A 22068-nucleotide genomic window follows, 5' to 3' on the forward strand; every position below is an offset into this window, starting at 1 on the left:
TCGAACGATCAACGATGCTCGGTGACGAACTTGGTCACGAGGTACGGCTCCATCGCTTCGGTACCGCCTTCCGAGCCGTAGCCCGAATCCTTGACGCCGCCGAACGGTACTTCGGGCAGCGCGAGGCCGTGATGGTTGATCGACAGCATGCCGGTTTCGAGATCTTCCGACAGCGCCGCCGAAGTCGCGCTCGAACGCGTGTACGCGTAGGCGGCGAGACCGTAGGGCAGGCGGTTCGCTTCGGCGATCGCTTCTTCGTAGGTGGAGAAGCGCGAGACCAGCGCGAGCGGGCCGAACGGCTCTTCATTCATGATGCGCGCGGAAAGCGGCACATCGGTCAGCACGGTCGGGGCAAAGAAGTAACCTTCGCGGCCAATGCGTTCGCCGCCCGTGAGCACCTTCGCGCCCTGTTCGCGCGCATCGGCTACGAGGCGTTCCATTGCGGCGAGGCGGCGGTCGTTCGCGAGCGGCCCCATTTGCACGCCTTCAGCCAGACCATTGCCGACCTTGATGGTTTTCGTGGCCGCGACGAAGTGTTCGAGGAACTCGTCGTAAGCCGCGTCCTGGACCAAGAAACGGGTGGGCGAAATGCAGACTTGCCCGGCGTTGCGGAACTTCGCGCCCGCCAGCAGTTTTGCTGCGCGCGCAATGTCGGCGTCGGCGAACACAATGGCCGGCGCGTGGCCGCCCAGTTCCATGGTGGCGCGCTTCATGTGCTCGCCGGCCTTCGCGGCCAGCAGTTTGCCCACCGGCGTCGAGCCCGTGAACGAAATCTTGCGGATGGCCGGATGCGCGATCAAATACGACGAGACTTCGGCGGGCACGCCGAACACCAGATTGAGCGCGCCTTGCGGCACGCCCGCATCGATGAAGACTTGCACGAGCGCCGCGCAGCTTGCGGGCGTTTCCTCCGGTCCTTTGAGCACGACGGTGCAGCCCGAGGCAAGCGCTGCCGAAACCTTGCGCACCGCCTGATTGAGCGGGAAATTCCACGGCGTGAAGCAGGCGACCGGGCCCACCGGCTCGCGCGTGACGATCTGGCGGACCGCGTCCGTGCGCGAAGGCACCACGCGGCCATAGGTGCGGCGGCCTTCTTCGGCGAACCAGTCGATAATGTCGGCGCCTGCGAGCGTTTCGCCCCTGGCTTCGGCCAGCGGCTTGCCTTGCTCGCGCGTCATGATGGCGGCGATCTCGTCAGCGCGTTCGCGCAGCAGGTCGGCGGCGCGACGCATCGTCTTGCTGCGTTCGAGCGGCGAGACCTTGCGCCATGCGCTGAAGGCCCGCGCGGCGGCTTCTGCGGCGTCCGAGAGGTCCTGCTCGCTCGCGAGGCTCAGGCGTCCGATCTCCGCCTCGGTAGCGGGGTCGATCACGGCAATCGTCTTCGCGCCGGCGCGCCATGCGCCATCGACGTAAATCTGGGTATCCGGATAAGGCTTCACGCTCGAAGTCATGATGGGACGATCCTCTCAACGGTGCAACGGTGGGGGAGCAGGCGCCGCGCGCAGCAACGCGGGGCGTGTGGATCGGCGAACACCGCTACAACACCGATATCGCCGGGCGCCTGGCAGCCGACTATTTTGCCACCGCTGCGCGCGTTTTGCAGAAGACGCCAATGGCCGGGGTCTGCGGGAGGCGCGCAGCCCCTGGTTTTAACGCCCGGGTTTAACCCCTTCGATCAAGCCCTTGTTGCGCGCGACTCGACCGGTGGCGCGCGCAACGAAGGCTTACGCGTCAGCTCAGTTGCGTGATGGGCGCAACGGCTGCCGGATCGCTGATGCTCGGGCGACCGGTTTCGACGTGACCTGCGTAGCGGCGGGCAAAGGTCGAATCGTCGGGGCTGGTCACCGTGAGGTCATACCAGTGATGGCTCGACGCGAGCACCCACGGCTCCTCGATACGCGCGTGAGCGGGCACCACCACGAGGCGCTCGCGCGCGCCGTAGGCGTTGTCCGTCACCGTGAGGCGGGCGATGCCGCCGCCGTTGTTGGTGAACTTGAGGAACAGATTGCCGTTCGCCACGTCGTATTGCGCCAATACTTCGGGCTGCGGTGTGCCGTTGTGCTTGCCGAAGAAACCCTGTACCGACGAAGCCGCCGATGACGACGAACTGGCCGCCGTGCCGGAGAAGCGGCGCACGAAGCCATTCGGACCATGCACCTCGAACGCGTAGACGCCGTTCGTCACGCGCAGATCCCACGTGTCGTCGAGCGACTTGCCGGCTTCGACCGTATAGCGCCACGGACCGTCGCTGCGATTCGTGCCATAGACGTAGAAGTGCGCGCCCTGGCGGCCCTTGTTTGCGAAGGTGATCGAGAGCGTCTGCTTCGACGGATCGACGTGCGCGTTCACGTGCAACTCGTAGGGCAGTGCGCGGGCATAGCGCACGCCCGGTTCCTGCGCGTCGATCGGACCCGGCGTGGCGGGCACGGTCGGCGCCTTGTTGGCCGAGCACTGGTTGTCGGCCTGTGCCATATAGTTGCTCGTGTCGGGCAGCGCGGGCATCGACGAATCGGGCGTGCGGAAATCGAACGCCGTGGTGAGGTCGCCGCACACCGCGCGACGCCATGCCGTGATATTCGGCTCAAGCACGCCAAAGCGCTCTTCGATGAAGCGGATCACCGAGGTGTGATCGAACACCTGCGAGCACACGAAGCCGCCCTTGCTCCACGGCGAGACGATCGTCATCGGCACGCGCGGACCGAGGCCGTAGGGCAGGCCGTCGGCGGTGCACTTGCCGCCGCGTCCCGGATTGACGACGTTGTGAATTTCGCCCTCCACGCTGACCGTCGATTTGCCCTGCGTCGACGTGGTGGGCGGTTGCGGCGGCACGATGTGGTCGAAGAAGCCGTCGTTCTCGTCATACATGATGAAGAGCACGGTCTTGCTCCACACTTCGGGGTTCGAAGTCAGGGCGTCGAGGATCTGCGAGGTGTATTCCGCGCCGTAAGCCGGCGTGTATTTCGGATGCTCGGAAAACGCAGCGGGCGGCAGCAGCCAGGACACTTGCGGCAGCTTGTTCGCGATCACGTCGCTCTTGAGATCGGCAATCGTGCGCGCGGTCTGTGCGCGCTGATAAAGCTCGGAACCCGGTTGCGCGTTGATGAAGTTGGCGAAGTTCTGCAGGATGTTAGTCCCGTAGTTGCCGTTCATCGGATCGCTGCCGTTGATGCCTTGCTGATAGATCTGCCAGCTGATGCCGGCGGCCTGCAGGCGCTCGGGGTAGGTGGTCCACGAAAGCAGTTGATAAGCGGGCGGCGCGTCGCCGTCCACATAGTCGTTGTTGTCGAGCAGCGGGCCGCCCATCGTGCCGGTCGGATCGACCATGCCCGTCATCAGATACGAGCGGTTCGGGTGCGTCGGCCCCGGCAGCGAGCAGAAATAGTTATCGCAGACGGTGAACGCATCGGCCAGCGCGTAGTGGAACGGAATGTCCGCGCGCAGGTAATAGCCCATCGTCATGTCGGTCTTGTACTGCGGCCACTGGTTGTACAGACCGTTGTTGATGGCGTAGTGCGTCGGATACCACGAGTGATCGAGATCGCCCACGCATTGCGCGCTGGTCGTCTGCGTATCCAGATGGAACGGCAGAACCGGTTTGGTGGCGTCTTCTTTTGACGGCTGATACCAGACCGGCTGGCCGCCGGGCAGCGGGATCGGCAGACGGTCGTTATAGCCGCGCACGCCGCGCAAGTGGCCAAAATAATGATCGAAGGAGCGGTTCTCCTGCATGAACACGACGATGTGCTCCACATCGCGGATCGAGCCCGTGCGCGAGAACGCCGGGATGGCGAGCGCGTTGCGGATGGACTCGGGCAGGACGGTCATCGCTGCTGCGGCGGCGCCGGAGGAAGCGACGGTCTGCAGGAAACGGCGACGGCTGTTTGACGTCATTCTTATTCACCTTTCTGCTTGTTGGATGAGTGTGCGCATAAGCACACGAACGGTGTATTACTGACGCGTCGTTGCGGTACTGCGGGAATCGGTGCCGCTGGCGCTGGTGCCGGTGCCCGATCGAGGCGGTTCGTCGCCGGGCGCGTAGCTCATGACGGGGGCGACCTGCTGGCTGTCGGCGGCGAGGCTCGCCTCTACGCTCTGCACGGGGTCGTTTGCGTAGGTGTAGCTGGCGGGGTTTGCGGCGTCGGCAGGCGCGGCGCCGCTTGAACCGTTGGGACCGGCCACGGGCGCGGCGGGTTGAAGTGCGGCGTTGATCTGTTGCTGGCCCGGTGCGCTGGTCGTGTCAGGCGCAGCCGAAGAACCCACTCCCGGCCCGCACGCAGCGAGCGAGATGGTTGCCAGCACAACGGAAATCACGATTGCTGGTGACGGCTTGAACAGGCGACTTTGCATGTGCGCTTGCACTCCGATGATCGGGTCGGCGCACAGTTTCTACGGTATCGGAGAAAGAATTGTGAAACGCGCGTAAACGTTTGCGGACGATATTTTTTCTTATGCAAACGTTATTAAAGCGAGCGAAACAGGATAAATGGTTGATGTCGAACCCGTGTCAATTACAAATTGTTTCCACTATGAAAGACATCTGGAATTCACATACACCAACGTCGCCGCATCAAGCTTACGGTCAGGTAAGTTCCAGTTCCCGTTGCATAAACAGCCGGGTGGTCCCCTGCGTGCGCCTCTCGCATTTCGATGAAACGCCTGATTTTTGTATCGACGAATCGACGCGACGGGTAGCCGTCGTAATGACTATGGCCTCGAAACAACCCGCCTGAATCCAGCGCAACGGGTTGAACATCTCACGCAGTTCGTGTCGGCGCTGTGGAGCATCTTTGTGCATCAAAGTCAGATACGGAGCCGCAAAGCTCCATTCTTCGTCGGACACGTCCGTCGGGTAAGGTTGGCGTTTTGCCATCCGCCCAGGATACCAGGTCTGGCCGTAAGTGCCTGACTGGCTCTAGAATCGCCGTTTCTTTAGCGTATAAGCGAACAGCGCATATTGCGTGTTCGTATCAGGATCAAAATATCCGCCTTGGGCGGCCCCATCGTTCAGGTCTTTCCATGATCTTCTGAAGTCCTGACTAATGAAGGTGAGGTAACGTGGCGCACCATCGCCCGTCGCATCTGTCGCATAGGCCAGCAGCACACCTTGCTGACCTACGCTGAGCCCATCAAGCATCAAGTGCTCATCAAACGTGTGCAACTGCTGCACAACGGGTCGCTGGCCGTTCCGCCATGTTGAGAGTGCGCCTGTCCGATACCCCTTGTCGCTCGGATCATCCCAATTGCGCGGCGCACCTAATCGGGATAACACCTACAGCGAATAGCCTCCGGTCATTTCCGGTGGCGATTGCAGATCAACTACCGTTTGGTTCGGCAGCACGACATCCTGCTCAAAATTGGATTGGTTCCAGTCCATCCGGTAAATAAGGCTGGACGCTTTGACATCGCCCAATTGTTCGACATGGTAGGCAACGCGCAGCATGCCGTAGGGGCCGAGATTCACCGCGTCAAATGTCTTGCGGGGCTTGCCAACATCGGCGAGTGGCGGCACTTTAACTTCATGCCATGACTGACCACCGTCAGCCGTGCGCCAGACGTGAGGCCCCCATCCAATCGCATAGCCACGCTGCGGGTCAAGAAACAACAATTGCCCGATTTTATGGTCCGCTTGCCAGTTCAGTTGCGTCCAGTTCTGGCCGCCGTCGCTCGACCGCCATAGTTTTGTAATTTGCGGTGCCAGCCCGTCCGAGCGGCGAGGAGCTTTGTAATCCATCCAACCGGTGGCGATATACAGTGTGCCCCAGTCTTTCGAATACCACCAAGCGGCTTCCTGACCTTGTTGATGGAATGTCCGCTTCAACCCGCCCTCGATTGTCCCCTGTAGAAAATTCACGGTTGATCGGTTTAGGCGCTCGCCTGAGTCGTCCATCCATGGTTCGGTTGGCTCCGCCACCTGTGGGTCCTTCAATTGGCTCGCCAGCTTAAAAGTGATTTCTGGACCAGCAAGCTTGAGGCTAATCACCCGGTTGTCGCGAATGCGAAATTCACCGCCACCGTATGGCTCGTCGCCCTTCGCAAAAGTGGTCGTAACTGTTTCCCAGCCAGTCATGCATTGTAAATGCATAGGTTATCGCGGCCACCAAAGCGAGGCCACCCAATAGCGTTTTCCAGCGTTTCGCCTTTTGCATGTAACTTTGCCAACAGGCGACCAAGTGCCTTGCCGACCGGGTCGTCCATATCAGAATTGTTAATCATATTGGGCAAAACCACCTTGCTTGCGGGGTTCAATTCAACGAGCAACACACTCATATCAATCGACTGCGCGTCGCCCTGGATAATGGCGACTCAGTAGGCCAGACCAGTGAGCGTAACCGTCAAGACATCGTTGCAGCAAAACAAAGGGGCACCACCTTCGTCATAATTTACAAGAACGCTCACGGGGGTTGTGAAGAGAATCACGAGGAAGACCTCGCGAAACGGCGCCTACACGCAGAAGCTCTTGATCTACTGCATAGATATAAAGTGGACGGCACGTCGCTAACGAAGCCAGACGCCCGAGACGAATATACACGCCTGGAACGCGGGTGGACTCGGGCATGCCGAGCCATAAACTTCAATCGCGTCGGTGACGTGCTTCAAGACGAGGCCGAATATGCCGCTGAATGGTGCATTGCTATTGCAACGAGTTGGATAGCAAGTCTGCGCTGGAGCGCGCGGCCTACGCTCGCCGGCGGATGGAGTCGTCGGCGAACGTCGGCAAAATCATCCTGACGACCGGTCTTTGACCGGCAGAGGCGCGCGTGGCGCGCAAAGCGCTAGGCCGCCGGGCAGCCCAGCGCCTCCTCCACGATGCGCCGCCCCACGCTGTAGCCGCGCATCAGCGCATCGACCTCGGTCACGAACCAGCGGTCGCCGAGGTCGGTGAGGCGCATTTGCGGGAAGCACGGCTCCTGGCGGTCCGATTTGTAAATCGACACCATGGCGACGTAGCCGCTGTCTGCCATCCGCATTTTGCGCTGCACCGGTTCCGGGATCGAATCGGTGCTGACTCGAATGGCATATCCCATGTAATCGTAATTGCGTTCCATGCCTGTGTGTTCTCCGTGCCTATCCATCTATTTTCTGGTTAACGAGCAGCGCCAGAAAAAGTTGATAGCAAAAGATGTGCCCCGATTTCTTTGCGCGATCAGACTCCTTTCTTTGCATTTCTAGGGAGCGTCAGTTCGAATTAGCGAGCTTTTCCCCAGACGATTGATTCCGGATGCCGTTCCGGATGGTCGGCCAGCGAGTTGATGCTGACGAGCGTTCGTTTCAACTGCGCCAGGGCTTGGTGACCATCCGATTGCAAGGGGGAGTCCACGTGCAGCGTCGCGCGTGCCGCCGTAAGGGAATGCGATTCGCCGGTCGTGAACGTGATGCAGAGCTCCGGCCCGCGCATCAGGGCGAGATACGCGGGCGCGCCCTTGACGGCAAATACGACAAGCGCGGCTAGCCACCCTGCGCGCAACCGGCTGTTCGACCGTTTGCTGGATGAGGATGGCTGGAAGGCGTTGCAACTGAAGAAGAAAGGGAAATGAATGTGCGGCGCGCATGCAAGCGTGTTTCGGCCTGAAATAGCGATCCCGCCGCCGCATTCAGGTACGATGGGAAGACGATGAATACCACCCTGGGGTCTCTCATGGACACGCCTTCTCGCGAGCCGCATGATATTGCTGTCGAAGCACTCTCGACGCTATCGGAGTATCTCGAACGCTCGCTGGATAAGGGCGCCAGTCTGATCGTGGTGCGCTCCCAGCCCGATCGCAGCGACATCTATCTGGGCGATGCCGGCGAAGCGCAGGAAGAATGGACGCGCTGCGGTTTCGTCCGCAATTCGCTGGTGGCCGAGATCCTTGGCGCGACCCAGGCGGGACTCAATTCCTTGTCGATCGACGGGCAGACCTACCGCTTCGTACGCACGTTTACACAAGTCGCCGAGCACGGCGCAATCGTCTTCTCCGCTGCATAGGAAGGTCTGGACAAGCGCGCAAAAAACAGTAATCCGAACCATTTTCGACGACGATCCCGGACGCGCTCACGCGTCTGTGACAAGGAGAAGACCTGGTGCTGAAGAATCTCGATCCGCTGCTCAATCCCGATGTTTTGCACGCGCTCGCCGCCATGGGACACGGCGACGAAGTGGTGATCTGCGACGCCAATTTTCCCGCCGACGCCGTCGCGCGCCACTCGGTGCTGGGCCGCCTGCTGCGTCTGGACGGGGTGGATTCGCCGCGTGCGGTGCGAGCCGTGCTTTCGGTGCTGCCGCTCGATCGTTTCGTCGATCATCCGGCGCTGCGCATGGAAGTGGTCGGCGATGCGCAGACGCTGCCCGCCGTGCAGCGCGAGGCGCAACGCGAGGTCGACGATGCCGAAGGCCGCGCGGTGCCGTTCGCTTCGCTCGAACGCTTTGCGTTTTACGAGCGCGCGCGCCACGCCTACTGCGTGATCGCAACAGGCGAGGCGCGCGGCTACGGCTGCTTCGTCTTCAAGAAGGGCGTCCTGCTGGCGGCGGACGTGCCGCACGCATAGCGCCAGTTCATCTCCAGTACTCTCACGCCGCGCCTTCGAGCACCTCGGTCGCGCGGTGCGGCTGCTCCACCTGATCGACGAGAAACACGTCTCCACGCGCGTGCCGCGTGCGCAGCGGCAAGATCGCCTGATAGGCCGGGGAGCGATACCACGCGCGCGCCGTCTCGCGATCGGCGAATTCAAGCACGATCAGATCGCCGCTGAAGCGACCTTCGAGCCGCTCCACGGGGCCGCCGTGCAGGAGGAAACGCCCGCCGTATGGCGCGAGCGTTGCATCGATTTTTTCCAGATACTCGACGATATCGGCGCAGAGATCGACTTCGTGCAGATGGCCGATGGCATAGGTCGTCATGATGATCCTCGCTTGGGTGATGCCCGGGTGGTGGGTCAAGAGCGAGGATAGGGCGGCGTGCAAACCGGATCGATTACCTCAGACATAATGAGCCAGATTGAAATGCTGTCGTAACAAAATCGTCACATAAATCGCCGCTTTAATTATTTTTCAATGGGCTGCAAAAAACGCTTGCCAACGCTAGGGGAAAACCCTAAAATTAAATCGTCTCCTCCATGTCTCCTCCTGATATGGATTTAGCCCGCCCACTTAGGCGGGCTTTTTCTTTTCGGGCACCGGAATTCGCGCATGCGCTGCATGCCCGCCCAGGGTCCAGCCTGATCTGCGGCTTGCGTTGACTACCCGGCATCGCGAGTAAAATAAGAAGATCGCCGCGCCGCGCGCGAACACCCCGCGACACGCCGACCAGACAACGCCTCTTGACCGCTCCGATGAAACCGTCTTCCGCGCAGGAACCCAAGCAGAAAGCCGGGGAGAAAGGCCGGCGCAAACCGCCGCCGCCCTGGCTGCTGAACACGCTGACCGCGCTCGTGGGCATTCTCACGCTCGCGCTGGGCGTGGGCTGGCTGATCCGCAGCTGGATCGTCGATATGGAGATTCCTTACTTCGCGATCCCGCTCGTCATGTGCGTGCCGGTGATCGTCGCGGTGGCGTTCCGCAACTTCTGGGACTGACGCGCGGCGTCAGCCCGAATCACCACCGTTCAACCGGCCTCCCGTTCAGGAGGCCGCGCCAAACCTTTCTTCGCACGCCTGCCGCACGCGCTCGATCGCGGTGCTCCAGGTATCCTTGCCCGTCTGGCGGAAAATCCGCACATTGCCCGGATACCACGGTGAGTCTTCGCGTGTTTCGAGCCAGCGCCAGTCCACATCGCGACGCGGCAGCATCACCCAGCATGGTTTGCCGAGGGACGCGGCCAGATGGGCGGTCGAGGTATCCACGCAGATCAGCAGATCGAGCTGCGAGAGGATGGCTGCCGTATCGACAAAATCGGCGACGTCGCTGCCCAGATGCAGCAAGGGTTGATCCGATCCCGCTTTCTGCGCCGCGCGTGCTTCGTCCTCCCCAGCGCCTTTCTGCAGGCTCACGAATTTCAGGCCCGGCACGCTCCAGAGCGGTGCGAGCGCCGCAAGCGAAGGAATCGAGCGATTGAAATCGTTGTGATGTTTGGGGTTGCCGCGCCACACCAGGCCAACGCGCGGACCCGCGCCCAGCGCGGCCAGACGTGTGCCCCAATACTCGATGCGAGCGGGATCGACGTTGAAGCGGGTTGGCTCGGGCGTGGTCTCCAGCGTGGTGCCCATGCGCAGTGGCAGGCTCAACGGACTGGCCCAGTAGTCGAACTCCTGCGCGCGCGCGGTGGCTTCGGCGTGCGTAAGCAGCGTATCGATGCCTTCGACGCCCGCGAGGATGCAGTGCAGCGCCTCGACGCCGCCAAACGCAACGTGCGCCGCGCCCTGCGCCTTGAGCAGGCGCGCATAGCGCGAAAACTGGATCATGTCGCCCAGGCCGTCCTCCTGCCACAGCAGCAGCGACTTGCCGGCGATCGGTTCGCCTTGCCAGTGCGGGCAGCTCAGCATGCGACGCGAGGCGTAATGCACGAAGCCATTATTTTCGTAGCGGCGTTCGTAGAGCTGCCAGCCTTCCTCGTAGCGGCCCATGGTGATGAGCAGGGTGGCCAGGCGGAACAGCGCGTCGCCGTAATCGGGGTCGAGTTCGAGCGCCCGGCGGTACGCCGCCACGGACGCGTCCAGCGCGCCCTGTTCCTTGAGCACGCTGCCCATGTTGAAGTGCGCGAGCGCCAGATCGCCGTTCTGCGCGAGCGCTTGCGCAAAAGTTTCGTGCGCTTCGTCGATGCGGTCCAGCGCGCACAGCACGGAACCGAGGTTGTTGAAAATCTCGGCGCGGCCGGGCGACAGGCGCAGCGCGACGCGATAGCTGGTTTCGGCTTCCGGATAGCGTTCGAGCCGCTGCAACGCCACGCCCAGGTTGTAGTGCGCCTCGGCGTGATCGGGGCGCAGCATGATGGCCTTGCGATAGAACTGCTCGGCCTCGGCGTAGCGCTGCAGATCGGTCAGCACGCAGCCCAGGTTGTTGAGCGCTTCGACGTAATCGGGGCGGATCTGGATCGCCAGACGGCAGGACAGCTCCGCCTCGATGTAACGGCGCTGCGCCTTGAGCAGCGCGCCGTAGTTGTTGAGCGCCTCGGGATAATGGGGCTCGGCGAGCAGCGCCTGACGGTAAGCCTCTTCGGCTTCTTCGGTGCGGCCCCGCTCGCGCAGCACATTGCCCAGGTTGTTGTGCGCGCGCGCGAAGTTCGGATTGAGCGCGAGCGCGGCGCGGTAGGCCGCTTCGGCCTCGTCGTGACGGCCCAGTTCGTGCAGCAGGATGCCCAGGTTGTAATGCGCGTCGAGGTGCGCCGGCTGGCGCGCGAGCGCCGTGCGATAGGCGTCTTCGGCTTCCAGGTGGCGGCCGAGCCGGTGCAGCACGACGCCCAGATTGCCGTGCGCGTCGGCGTGGACCGGGTTGACGTCCAGCAGGCGGCGCCAGACCGCCTCGGCGGCGGCCAACTGGCCGAGCGCCGTCAGCATCGCGGCGAGGCCGTGATAGGCCTCCTCGAAAGCCGGGCGCGCCGCGATGCAGCGCTGCCAGAGCGCATGCGCGACATCGGTCTTGCCCGAACCCATCGCGGCGAGCGCGGCGACATTGAGCGCATCGACGCGCGCGGCATCGTCTTCGTCCTCGTCCGCCGGACTGCCGACGAGCGGCGCAAGCATCTCGAACGCATCGGCGAAGCGGCCCTGCGCGCAAAGCGCGCTGGCTTCCTGCTGGCGGTCGGGATGAAGAGGCGTGTCGGTTGTCGTCGAATTCACGGTGAGGCCGGGGAGAATGGTGGACGGTGAAATCTTAAGGCAGGGCGGGCGACGCCAACGGGCCGATTAGAGCAGGCCGTGTGCGCTTATTCCGGCAATGAAGCCTTCAAAGCAGTTACGTTGGGCGGGCTGATCCGGCGCTTTCTGCGCTTTCCGTACTGTAAGGCGCTGTGGCCGCGTCCGGCTGCTTCGGGCGGTCCGCGCTATGCTTGGCGCAGGCAATGTCCTGAAATCTCCCGATACCACCCGATACCACCCGATACCTCGATCAAGAAGGAGCATTGGATGCAATACCGTCGTTTTGGCCAGACCGGCCTCAATGTCTCGCGTTTATGTCTTGGCACCATGACCTTCGGCCTGCAGACCGAAGAAAACGTGTCCCGCCTGATTCTCGACAGGGCCGCCGACGCCGGAATCAATTTCATCGACACGGCCGACGTGTACCCGCTAGGCGGCGGTGAAACCAACGCGGGCCGCACCGAGGAAATCGTCGGGCGCTGGCTCAAGGGCCGCCGCGATCGCTTCATTCTGGCAACGAAGGCGGTGGGCAAGGTGGGGCCATCGCCGTGGGATCAGGGCGCGTCGCGCAAGCATCTGCTGGACGCCATCGACCACTCGCTGCGGCGTCTGAATACCGATTACGTCGATCTCTACCAGTTGCATTCCGACGACGCCCATACGCCGATCGATGAAACCCTCGAAGCGCTCGACACCATCGTGCGCGCGGGCAAGGCGCGTTATATCGGCGTGTCGAATTTCCTCGCCTATCGGCTCGCGCGTGCTCTTGGCCGCGCCGATGTGCTGCGCGTGGCGCGCTTCGTCTCCGTGCAGCCGCGCTACAACCTGCTGTTTCGCCAGATCGAGCGCGAGTTGCTGCCGCTCGCGGGTGAAGAGGGCCTTGCCGTGATTCCCTACAACCCGCTCGCGGGTGGCTTGTTGACGGGCAAATACCGTCACGACAGCAAGCCGGGCGAGGGCCGCTTTTCGCAGAGCGTGGGCGTGGCAGGCGCGATGTATCAGGACCGCTACTGGCATCAGCGCGAATTCGACAGTATCGAGCAGCTGCGCGGCATTGCGCAGGAAGCGGGCCAGTCGCTCACGACCGCCTCGGTGGCATGGGTGCTGGCGAATCCGTTGGTGACTTCGGCGCTGATTGGCGCGAGCCGGCCCGAGCAACTGGATGCATCGATCGCCGCTGCCGAACTCGAACTTGCACCAGAGCTGAAGTCTAAACTCGACGAGGCCAGCATGGCTTATCGCATGGGCGATGCGGCGCGCTGATAGCCTGTTGCATAGGCATCCGAAATAAGTTTTCCTGCAATAAGGCCGCGTCTAGCGCGGCCTTATTGCATCACGGCACCAGCACTTGCCGTCCCACCACCTTGCCTTGCGCCAGCGCTTCGAGCGCTTCGTTCACTTCGCCGAGCGGCCTTGGCGTGACCGACGACGGCTGCATCTTGCCCTCGCGCATCAGCGCCACGAGTTCGCGCAGCTCGGGCAGCGAGCCCACATAGCTGCCTTCGATCTTCAGCGGGCGCATCGGGATGATCGGCAGCGAGATCGTGATGTCGCCGCCCATCAGGCCGACCACCACCACATGGCCGCCGCGCGTGGATGCATCGAGCGCGAGCTTCACGGTGGGCGTCGCGCCCACCAGGTCGAGCACGGCGCGCGCGCCGCCGCCCGTGGCGTCGGCGATCTGTTTGACGGCATCGCTTGCGCGCGCATCGATAACGGCGAGCGCGCCGGCCTTGAGCGCCGCCTCGCGCTTGGCGGAATCGACGTCCACCACGACCGCGCCTTTCGCGCCGAGCGCCTTGAGCACCTCGATCGCCATCATGCCCAGTCCGCCCGCGCCGATGATCACCACCGGATCCTGATGAATCCGTTCGCCGAACTTCTTCACCGCGGAATAAGTGGTCACGCCCGCGCAGGCGAGCGGTGCGGCCTTAACCGGGTCGAGCCCGCCGAGATCGACCAGATAGCGCGGATGCGGCACGATCACGTAATCCGCAAAACCGCCGTCGCGCATCACGCCCAACGACTGCGGCTTCATGCAGATGTTTTCTTCGCCGCGTTCGCAGGCTGCGCATTTACCGCAGCCGATCCACGGATGCACGACGGCCACCGTGCCCATCTGCACGTCGCCGGCTTGCGGGCCAGCCGCGACGACTTCACCGCAGATTTCATGGCTTAGCGTGAGCGGCAGCTTGATGCCGCGATCGGCGAGCGAGAGCTTTTTGCCGCCGCCCAGATCGTAATAGCCTTCCCAGATATGCAGGTCCGAATGACAGAGCCCGGCGGCCCGTACCCGCACCAGCACTTCGGTGCCCTGCGGCTGCGGCGTGTCGCGCTGGACCAGTTCGAGAGGCTGACCGTGACCGGTCACGCAATAGCAACGCATCTGCATCTTTGTCTCCGTGAGTGTTGTGTAGAGCAGGGGCTGGCGATGTCGGTTCTTTCGCATCATAGCGCGGTTAGGCGGGTAAATCGTCCGAGCGTTCGTTTTTCATGAGGGCATAACCGCAGCGCATGACTGCGCATCGGCGTCATGCCTGGTTCACCTCATGGTCATCCAGCAGTCACAAAAAATGCGGGTCGCGTACTATGGCCGTTTGCTTGTGACGGTACATTTAATTGAACTCGCACCCCATAGTTCTATCGAACGTATTCGAAAAGTGCCTGAAATCAGGACTCGATAATGTCGAATTCGTTGCATAGCTAACGATAACCGGTTATCCTCTCGCCATGTTCGATCAGTGTCTCTACTTCAACACCTCGGCGCTTGCGCGTCGTCTGGAACGCGAGTGGTCCGAAGCGTTCGAACCCTTCGATCTCACGCCGCCGCAGGGTTTCATGCTGCGCGCGGTGCTGGAGCGGCCTGGCTCGCTGCAGCGTGAGCTGGCCGATCTGCTGTCGATCGCGCGGCCCACGGCCACGCGCGTGCTCGACGGTCTTGAATCGCGCGGTTACCTGGAACGCCAGCGCACCGAAGGCGATCAGCGTGAAGTAGCGATCATGCCCACGGCGCAGGCCGTGGCGATTCGCGATGCGCTCAATCACGCCAGTGCGCAAGTGACGGGCCGCATCAAGCGATCGCTCGGCGGCGAAGCCTTCGTGGATACCGTGAGCCGCTTGCGCACGGCGCGCGCGACGCTCGGCTAGCGGGGCGGCCTGGGCGCAGGCGTCTTTAGTACTGGAGTTTTTATCATGCGGCGCATGGCTGCTTTTTTTATTTCGACGTGGCTCGCAGCCGCAATTCTCTTTCTGGGCCGCCATTCGGTGTCGATGATGGCGCTCAGCGGCGTGGTGGTGTTCGCGGGACTCGATTTGTTCCGGCCCGATCATCGCGAAAACGCGCCTGAGCGGGAATAAATAGCGGAATAAAAAACGCCGCTGGGCGCGAAGCCCGGCGGCGTTTCGATGTTCAGCAGAACGGACGATCGTTCGATCATCCGTTTTAGCGCTTGAATCAGGCCTCTTCAGCCCACGACATATTCTCGCGCGCAAGCAGCGCCGACGATGCCGCCGGGCCGAACGTGCCCGCCGTATAGGTGCGCGGGCGGTCGTTCAGTTCCTTCCAACCGTCCAGGATCGGCTCGACCCACGTCCAGGCGGCTTCGAGTTCGTCGCGGCGCATGAAGTGCGTGAGGCGACCGCGAATCACGTCGATCAAGAGACGCTCGTACGCTTCGGCGCGACGCTCCGGAATCGCTTGCTGCAGGTCCAGATTCAGGCTCACCGGCAGCATGTTCATGCCGCTGCCCGGTTCCTTGGCGAGCATCTGCAACTGGATCGATTCTTCCGGCTGCAACTGGATCACGAGACGGTTGCCATAATTGCGCGGGCCGCTCGGGAAGATCGAGAAGGGCAGATCGGCGAATTCGATCACGATCTCCGACTGACGCTTTTGCAGGCGCTTGCCCGTGCGCAGGAAGAACGGCACGTTGGCCCAGCGCCAGTTGTTGATGTGCGCGCGCAGGGCCACGAAGGTTTCGGCCTTGCTGTCGGCCGGCACGTTGTCTTCTTCCAGATAGCCCTTGACCGGCTGACCGTCCACCGCGCCCGCCGCGTACTGGCCGCGCACCGTGTCGCGCGCGATATCGGCGAGCGACATCGGACGCAGCGAGCGCAGCACCTTGAGCTTTTCGTCACGCACGGCGTCCGGGTCGAGCGACACGGGCGGCTCCATCGCCACGATGCACAGCAGTTGCAGCAGGTGGTTCTGCACCATGTCGCGCAGCGCGCCGGTGTGATCGTAGAAGCCCGCGCGGCTGCCCACGCCCACGGTTTCCGCCACCGTGATCTGCACGCTGCGAATGTACGGCGCCTGCCACAGCGGCCCGAAAATCGGATTGCCGAAGCGCAGCACCATCAGGTTCTGCACCGTCTCTTTGCCCAGATAATGGTCGATACGGTAGATCTGCGATTCCGCGAAATGGCGGCCCACCGACTCGTTGATTTCCTTGGCCGAGGCCAGATCGTGGCCGAGCGGCTTTTCAAGCACGACACGCGAATTCGCATCGACGAGACCCACCGCCGAGAGGTTGTCGCAGATCGTCGTGAAGAGTTCAGGCGAAGTCGACAGATAGAACGCGCGAATCGCGTGCTCGCGCGAGGCGGCCTTCAGGCGCAGGTAGTCTTCCTGGGCGTTGACGTCGATGATGACGTACTGGAACAGGCTCAGATAGCGGTCCCACGCTTGCGCGTCGAAGGCCTTGGCGTCGATGAAGGGACGCGACTGCTCTTCCATGAACTTGCGATAGTCGTCGATCGTCCAGTTCTTGCGTCCGACCGCGATGATGCGCGTTTCGGCTGGCAGATTGCCGTGCAGGTGCGCCATGTAGAGCGCGGGGAGCAGTTTGCGCGCGGCCAGGTCGCCGCCGCCGCCGAAGATGATCATGTCGACGGGCTGGTCGGGCGCGGCTTGGGCAGGCTGATTCGTCATGGCAGGTCGCTCGGGTTGTGGCGCTGATGTGGCGATTTGTGGCGCAGAGTTGCGAAGTTAGCGCTCGCCGCAAGCGGCGGGCGCGGTGAAAGAAGCTAATGTTGCATGGTTTCCCGCAAGTTTGCACGCATGACGGACGAAGTCACCGCTGCGAGGCGGGCTATTGAACGATTCGAGCAGGCAAGGCGCGCAAATTGAGCGAAACGCTCGCATCGCGGATGTTGCGCTGCACGCTTCGCGCTGGCACGCATCGTGCAAGCGAGCCCATCAGGCGAGGCCAGGCACGTTCACGCCGAAGGTTTGCGCAAGCAGCAAGGCGTTCAGCGCAAGCACAGCCGCAGCACCCACGACGGCCAGCGCGGCTAGCGTCGCGCGATTGCGATATTGCCCCATGACGTCGCGCCGGCAGGTGAACCAGACGAGCGCGGCCATCGGGAAGGGCAGCGCGAGACTCAACACCACCTGGCTTGCAACCAGCGCTTCGGTGGCGTTCACGCCCACGCCCACCACCACGAAGCTCGGCGCCATCGTGATGAGGCGGCGCAGCCACAGTGGAATCTGAAAGCCCACGAAGCCCTGCATGATCATCTGGCCCGCGAGCGTGCCCACCACCGAACTCGATATGCCGGAAGCAATCAGCGAGACCAGAAAAATCGCCGCGGCCGCCACGCCGAACAGGGGCGCGAGCGCATGCCAGGCGGTTTCGATTTCGGCGACATCGGCATGGCCCAGATGAAACGCCGCCGACGCCATCATCACCATCGCCATGTTGATCAGCCCGGCAAGCGAGAGCGCGACGATCACCTCGACGTTGGAAAAGCGCAGCAGGCGCGTGCGTTCGGTGTCGTTGTGGGGCTGCACGCGCGCCTGGGTGAGGCCCGAATGCAGAAACAGCGCATGCGGCATGACCGTCGCGCCCACGATACCCACGGCAATGGTCACGGCCTGCGCATCGGGCAAGCGCGGCGTGGCCAGACTGTGTGCGACTTCCCTCCAAGCAACCGGCGTGATGAAGAGTTCGAGCAGATAGCACAGCCCGATCACGCCGACGAGAGCGCCGATCAGCAGCTCAAGCGGCCTGAACCCGGCTCGCTCGAAAAACAGCAGGCCGTAAGTGACCACCGCCGTGATTGCCATGCCCGCGAGCAGTGGTACGTGAAGCAGCAGCGCGAGCCCGATCGCGCCGCCCAGGAATTCGGCGAGATCGGTGGCCATCGCGGCGATTTCGCTCACGATCCACATGAGCCAGACGAGCGGGGCGGGCAGATGCTCGCGGCACAGTTCGGCGAGATTGCGCCCCGTGACGATGCCCAGTTTCGCGGAGAGCGCCTGAAACAGCATCGCAACGAGATTGGCGAGCACCACGATCCAAAGCAGCGCATAGCCGTAACGCGCGCCCGCCTGGATATTGGTGGCGAAATTGCCGGGGTCCATATAAGCGACCGAGACGATCACGGCCGGCCCCGCGAGCGGCAGCATCAAGGCCGCGCCACGTCGACGCCCTTCGAGTGCTTCGCGCACCTTGCGCGCCGTGCTGGCGGACAGACCGTCAGGCACGTCATGCAGACTGTCTTCGCGAGTGCGATGATGCATGGACGCCTCGTTGAAGAACGCGGTTTTTTGCAAGGGCCGGAACGCGATGCGGTTTCTACACCGGCAAGACGCGGCACTAAAAACGCAATAAAGACGCCGCATTACAGCGCATGCGAAAACCGTGTCGGAAAACGCCTCATCGCGTCATCGGAAAACGGCCCTCACGCGTTAACCAGGCGTTCCGCGCGCGCGATTGGCGGGCGGCTTTACAGTCCGCTTCACATCACTTTTGCTGCCCGGTTTCAGCGAGGTTTCGCCTGGCTTTCGCGCGCGTTGCGGCGCACCAGTCCCTATCTCAGCACAAACCGGCCCTGCGCGCGCTTACTCCGGTTTCGCACCGGTTCTCTTGCCCCTACGAAATGCCAGAATTCCCGACTTTCAGCCTTACCCGAAACCCGAGACGCGGCCTTGCAGCGGCGCTGCTCCTCGGTGGTTTTGTGTGCAGCGCGCTTGCGCATGCCGATGACAAAGTGATCGTGCTCGACTCCGGCGAGGCGCAGCTCTCGCTGATCGACGAAGCGAGCCGCACCGTCGTGGGCACTGAGCCCACCGGCAAGGAGCCGCATCACCTGATGATCACGCCCGACGGCCAGTCGCTGATCGTCGCCGATTCGGTCTCGAACGACCTGATGTTCCTCGATCCGCACACGGGCAAGGTGCAGCGCCGTATCGAAGGCATCGAAGATCCGTATCAGCTTGGCTTCTCGCCCGATCACAAGTGGTTCGTGACGGCAGGCCTGCGGCTGGATCGCGTGGACGTCTATAGCTACAACGGCCATGACGTGACGATCGCCAAACGCATTCCGCTGGCGAAAACGCCCAGCCACATCACCTTCTCGTCGGACAGCAAGATCGCCTACGTGACGCTGCAGGACACCGGCGAAGTCGCCGCGATCGATCTGGCCTCGCAGACCGTGCTGTGGAAGCTGCATATCGGCAACACGCCCGCAGGCCTGTGGATGACGCCCGGCGACAAGTACCTGCTGGTCGGCATGACGGGCGAAGACGATGTGGCCGTGGTGGACCCGCATACCCGCACGCTGGTGAAGAAAATCCAGACGGGCCGTGGCGCGCATAACTTCCGCAATCTCGACGATGGCAAGCACGTGGTGGTGTCGAATCGCGTGGAAAGCACCATCAGCATTCTCGATTACACGACGCTCACCAAGGTTGGCGACATCACGGGCCTGCGCCCCGGTCCCGACGATATGGAACTTTCCGCCGACAAACGCTATCTGTGGGTTACGTTCCGCTTTGCGAAGCACGTGGGCATCATCGACCTCACGACCCGCCAGCTGATCGACACGATTGCCGTGGGCCGCTCGCCGCACGGCATCTATTTCGCAAACCGTGCGCCCGTGGTGGCGCCGAATCCGGACTGACGACCGGGAGTTTCGATGCTTGATACGCTGCTTTCGCAGGCCGACAACCTTGTTTCATGGCTGCAGACCCTCGTCTACGTGGACGTGGTGCAGCCGATCTTCTACAAGATCGGCCTGATGGGCTATGACGAGGACACCTACGACGCACTCTACTGGGTGATTGTCGGCGTGCTCGAAATCCTGCTGACTTATGTGCTGCTGCGTCCGCTCGAAGCGCTGCGGCCGGCCGAGGCGTGGAGCGACCGCAAGGCGCTGCGCGCGGACGTCTGGTACACGTGGATCGCCAAGCTCGGCATTCTGAATATTGCGTTTTTCTTCTTGCTCACGCCGCTGTTCAATCACTGGCAGAGCCTGATGGCGATCCACAATATTCCGAACATCGACGTGGATAGTCTGTGGCCGGGCGTGACGGATCGTCCGTACGTGTCGTTCGTGATCTATCTGGTCGTGCTGGATTTCGCGGGTTACTGGTATCACCGCTGGCAGCATCGCTTTGGCGTGTGGTGGGAGTTGCACGCGGTTCATCACAGTCAGCAGCAGATGTCGCTGTGGTGCGACGACCGCAATCACTTCATCGACGATATCGTGCAGGCGGCCTTCTTTGCGGCCATTTCGCTGTTCATCGGCGTGCCGCCCTCGCAGTTCGTCGTGTTGATCGCGGTGAGCAACTTCCTCCAGGCGGTGCAGCACGTCAACGCGCGGCTCGTCTATGGCCGCGTGCTGGAGCGCATTCTGGTGAGCCCGGCGTTCCATCGCCGCCATCACGCGATTGGCTACGGTCACGAAGGCACGCGTTATGGCTGCAACTTCGGCGTGCTGTTTCCGTGGTGGGACATGATGTTCCGCACGGCGTCGTGGAACGCGGCGCATGAGCCGACCGGCATCCGCGATCAACTGCCCGCGCCGGAAGGCCGGGGCGTGAACTACGGCGAGGGCCTGATCGCCCAGCAATGGCTCGCACTGGTGCGTATCGCGCGACGGCTGGCGGGCAAGGGCTATCCGCTCGGCGGATCGGCCAACTGATCCTGCTTTGCTCAGGTGACGGAGGCGGCGCGATGCCGCCTCTTTTCTTTTGCGCGGGCCTGGTTCACCAACGCCGCGAACGCGCGTGCATTCAAGACGCTGCCGTGGGTGCGATAATCGCTGTCTATTCCAACGCCTTTCCCCCAACAAACACCGTGCGCATATCGCAAGGCTTAGGCAGCCGGACGCGCCTGAGGAGATCATCTTGAGCCGTATCGACAATCCGCAGCACGACCAGGAAGTCGGCGTCGCCGACGCGACCCAGGACACCACCCGTATCGACGATGTGCGCATCGGCGCGGTGCGTCCGCTCATCTCGCCCGCGCTGCTGCTCGACGAATTGCCGGTGCCGCAGGCCACCCAGACGCTGGTGGAAACGTCGCGCACGCAGATCGCCGACGTGCTCGCGCAACGCGACGACCGCCTCGTCATCGTGGTCGGACCATGCTCGATTCACGACCACGATCAGGCAATCGAATACGCGAAGCTGCTCAAGGCGAAGGCCGATGCGCTCAAGGACGATCTGCTGATCGTCATGCGCGTGTACTTCGAAAAGCCGCGCACGACGGTGGGCTGGAAGGGCTATATCAACGACCCGCGTCTGGACGGCAGCTTCCGCATCAACGAAGGCCTGCGCGCGGCGCGGCAACTGCTGCTGGAAATCGACGCGCTGGGCCTGCCCACCGGCACCGAATTCCTCGACCTGCTGAGCCCGCAATACATCGCCGATCTGGTGGCGTGGGGCGCCATCGGCGCGCGCACGACCGAAAGCCAGAGCCATCGGCAACTGGCTTCGGGGCTGTCGTGCCCGATCGGCTTCAAGAACGGCACGGACGGCGGCGTGCAGGTGGCGGCGGACGCCATCGTCGCGGCCAGCGCGAGCCACGCCTTCATGGGCATGACCAAGATGGGCATGGCCGCGATCTTCGAGACGCGCGGCAACCAGGATTGCCACGTGATCCTGCGCGGCGGCAAGAGCGGGCCGAACTACGACGCGGCATCGGTGGCGGCGTGCTGCGCGGCGCTGGCGAAGGCGGGGCTGCGCGAGGAAGTGATGATCGACTGCTCGCACGCGAACTCGAACAAGGCGCACCAGCGCCAGATCGACGTGGCGCGCGATATCGGCGAGCAACTGGCGGGCGGCGAGAAACGCATCGTCGGCGTGATGATCGAGAGTCATCTGGACGAGGGGCGGCAGGACCTGAAGCCGGGCGTGCCGCTCAAGCGCGGAGTATCGATTACCGATGCGTGCATCAGCTGGGCGCAGACGGAGCCGGTGCTCGACGGTCTGGCCGAGGCGGTGCGCGCGCGGCGCAAGACGCTAGCGGGCTGAAATGACGCTCACGTGTCTAAAATAACTTTTTGCGCATA

General features: G+C 62.8%; 22 protein-coding genes and 1 pseudogene. 9 read left to right on the top strand and 14 right to left on the bottom strand.

The window, feature by feature from the left end; genetic code table 11:
• Nucleotides 1–8: 8 nt before the first annotated feature.
• The 9 genes and pseudogenes from F4827_RS11890 to F4827_RS11925 form a co-directional block, all read right to left on the bottom strand.
• A complete protein-coding gene (locus F4827_RS11890) occupies nucleotides 9–1451 on the bottom strand; it encodes an NAD-dependent succinate-semialdehyde dehydrogenase (protein ID WP_183724137.1) in 1443 nt (480 codons plus the stop codon).
• A 280-nt stretch (nucleotides 1452–1731) separates the two neighbouring features.
• On the bottom strand, nucleotides 1732–3891 hold the full coding sequence (locus F4827_RS11895; RefSeq protein WP_183724138.1) for a phosphocholine-specific phospholipase C: 2160 nt from the start codon (nucleotides 3889–3891) through the stop codon (nucleotides 1732–1734).
• 57 nt (nucleotides 3892–3948) lie between these two features.
• The gene (locus F4827_RS11900) at nucleotides 3949–4347 is read right to left on the bottom strand and encodes a hypothetical protein (protein ID WP_183724139.1); all 399 of its coding nucleotides are present in this window, start codon (nucleotides 4345–4347) and stop codon (nucleotides 3949–3951) included.
• A gap of 382 nt (nucleotides 4348–4729) precedes the next feature.
• A pseudogene (locus F4827_RS11905) lies at nucleotides 4730–4870 on the bottom strand (transposase); the annotation flags it as partial.
• Between the two features lie 42 nt (nucleotides 4871–4912).
• Nucleotides 4913–5167, bottom strand: coding sequence for a hypothetical protein (locus F4827_RS35820; RefSeq protein ID WP_311735591.1), 255 nt, complete (start codon nucleotides 5165–5167; stop codon nucleotides 4913–4915).
• A gap of 102 nt (nucleotides 5168–5269) precedes the next feature.
• Nucleotides 5270–6067 (bottom strand): hypothetical protein, encoded by a 798-nt coding sequence (locus F4827_RS11910; protein WP_311673213.1) that lies wholly within the window; start codon nucleotides 6065–6067, stop codon nucleotides 5270–5272.
• Entirely contained in the window at nucleotides 6064–6267 is a 204-nt protein-coding gene (locus F4827_RS11915) for a hypothetical protein (protein ID WP_183724140.1), read from the bottom strand. The genes F4827_RS11910 and F4827_RS11915 overlap by 4 nt, the downstream gene beginning before the upstream one ends.
• Before the next feature lie 506 nt (nucleotides 6268–6773).
• Entirely contained in the window at nucleotides 6774–7046 is a 273-nt protein-coding gene (locus F4827_RS11920; protein ID WP_183724141.1) for a hypothetical protein, read from the bottom strand.
• Nucleotides 7047–7186: 140 nt separating this feature from the next.
• Nucleotides 7187–7465, bottom strand: coding sequence for a hypothetical protein (locus F4827_RS11925; RefSeq protein WP_183724142.1), 279 nt, complete (start codon nucleotides 7463–7465; stop codon nucleotides 7187–7189).
• A gap of 147 nt (nucleotides 7466–7612) precedes the next feature.
• On the opposite strand from F4827_RS11925, the gene F4827_RS11930 reads away from it, so the two are divergent.
• Together F4827_RS11930 and F4827_RS11935 are read left to right on the top strand one after the other, a co-directional pair.
• Complete coding sequence (locus F4827_RS11930) at nucleotides 7613–7966, top strand: hypothetical protein (protein WP_260175140.1); 354 nt, start codon at nucleotides 7613–7615, stop codon at nucleotides 7964–7966.
• Nucleotides 7967–8061: 95 nt separating this feature from the next.
• Complete coding sequence (locus tag F4827_RS11935) at nucleotides 8062–8526, top strand: RbsD/FucU domain-containing protein (protein WP_183724143.1); 465 nt, start codon at nucleotides 8062–8064, stop codon at nucleotides 8524–8526.
• Between the two features lie 22 nt (nucleotides 8527–8548).
• Here the strand turns inward: F4827_RS11935 and F4827_RS11940 are convergent, their stop codons facing one another.
• Nucleotides 8549–8878: a DUF1330 domain-containing protein gene (locus F4827_RS11940; RefSeq protein WP_183724144.1), complete on the bottom strand. Its 330-nt coding sequence runs from the start codon at nucleotides 8876–8878 to the stop codon at nucleotides 8549–8551.
• Between the two features lie 431 nt (nucleotides 8879–9309).
• Here F4827_RS11940 and F4827_RS11945 point away from each other — a divergent pair, with 431 nt between their 5' ends.
• Nucleotides 9310–9552 carry a hypothetical protein gene (locus F4827_RS11945; protein WP_183724366.1) on the top strand — a complete coding sequence of 81 codons (243 nt, stop codon included), beginning with the start codon at nucleotides 9310–9312 and terminating at the stop codon, nucleotides 9550–9552.
• Nucleotides 9553–9597: 45 nt separating this feature from the next.
• Here the strand turns inward: F4827_RS11945 and F4827_RS11950 are convergent, their stop codons facing one another.
• Nucleotides 9598–11751: a tetratricopeptide repeat protein gene (locus tag F4827_RS11950; protein ID WP_311673218.1), complete on the bottom strand. Its 2154-nt coding sequence runs from the start codon at nucleotides 11749–11751 to the stop codon at nucleotides 9598–9600.
• Nucleotides 11752–12036: 285 nt separating this feature from the next.
• Here F4827_RS11950 and F4827_RS11955 point away from each other — a divergent pair, with 285 nt between their 5' ends.
• A complete protein-coding gene (locus F4827_RS11955) occupies nucleotides 12037–13032 on the top strand; it encodes an aldo/keto reductase (RefSeq protein ID WP_183724145.1) in 996 nt (331 codons plus the stop codon).
• A gap of 70 nt (nucleotides 13033–13102) precedes the next feature.
• Here the strand turns inward: F4827_RS11955 and F4827_RS11960 are convergent, their stop codons facing one another.
• Nucleotides 13103–14155 (bottom strand): alcohol dehydrogenase, encoded by a 1053-nt coding sequence (locus tag F4827_RS11960; protein WP_183724348.1) that lies wholly within the window; start codon nucleotides 14153–14155, stop codon nucleotides 13103–13105.
• Between the two features lie 344 nt (nucleotides 14156–14499).
• Here F4827_RS11960 and F4827_RS11965 point away from each other — a divergent pair, with 344 nt between their 5' ends.
• Entirely contained in the window at nucleotides 14500–14916 is a 417-nt protein-coding gene (locus F4827_RS11965) for a MarR family winged helix-turn-helix transcriptional regulator (RefSeq protein WP_183724146.1), read from the top strand.
• 45 nt (nucleotides 14917–14961) lie between these two features.
• A complete protein-coding gene (locus tag F4827_RS11970) occupies nucleotides 14962–15126 on the top strand; it encodes a hypothetical protein (RefSeq protein ID WP_183724147.1) in 165 nt (54 codons plus the stop codon).
• 97 nt (nucleotides 15127–15223) lie between these two features.
• On the opposite strand, the gene zwf is transcribed toward F4827_RS11970, so the two are convergent.
• Nucleotides 15224–16699, bottom strand: a complete 1476-nt coding sequence (gene zwf / locus F4827_RS11975; protein WP_183724148.1) for a glucose-6-phosphate dehydrogenase — start codon at nucleotides 16697–16699, stop codon at nucleotides 15224–15226.
• Nucleotides 16700–16966: 267 nt separating this feature from the next.
• On the bottom strand, nucleotides 16967–18292 hold the full coding sequence (locus tag F4827_RS11980) for an Nramp family divalent metal transporter (protein ID WP_183724149.1): 1326 nt from the start codon (nucleotides 18290–18292) through the stop codon (nucleotides 16967–16969).
• A 359-nt stretch (nucleotides 18293–18651) separates the two neighbouring features.
• Here F4827_RS11980 and F4827_RS11985 point away from each other — a divergent pair, with 359 nt between their 5' ends.
• The 3 genes from F4827_RS11985 to F4827_RS11995 all read left to right on the top strand — a co-directional run bounded on the left by F4827_RS11985 (nucleotide 18652) and on the right by F4827_RS11995 (nucleotide 22030).
• The gene (locus tag F4827_RS11985) at nucleotides 18652–19674 is read left to right on the top strand and encodes a beta-propeller fold lactonase family protein (protein WP_183724150.1); all 1023 of its coding nucleotides are present in this window, start codon (nucleotides 18652–18654) and stop codon (nucleotides 19672–19674) included.
• Between the two features lie 15 nt (nucleotides 19675–19689).
• Entirely contained in the window at nucleotides 19690–20697 is a 1008-nt protein-coding gene (locus F4827_RS11990) for a sterol desaturase family protein (RefSeq protein ID WP_183724151.1), read from the top strand.
• A 205-nt stretch (nucleotides 20698–20902) separates the two neighbouring features.
• Complete coding sequence (locus F4827_RS11995) at nucleotides 20903–22030, top strand: 3-deoxy-7-phosphoheptulonate synthase (RefSeq protein ID WP_183724152.1); 1128 nt, start codon at nucleotides 20903–20905, stop codon at nucleotides 22028–22030.
• Nucleotides 22031–22068: the final 38 nt, after the last annotated feature.

Source organism: Paraburkholderia bannensis (assembly GCF_014200455.1).
Taxonomy (GTDB): Bacteria; Pseudomonadota; Gammaproteobacteria; order Burkholderiales; family Burkholderiaceae; genus Paraburkholderia; species Paraburkholderia bannensis_A.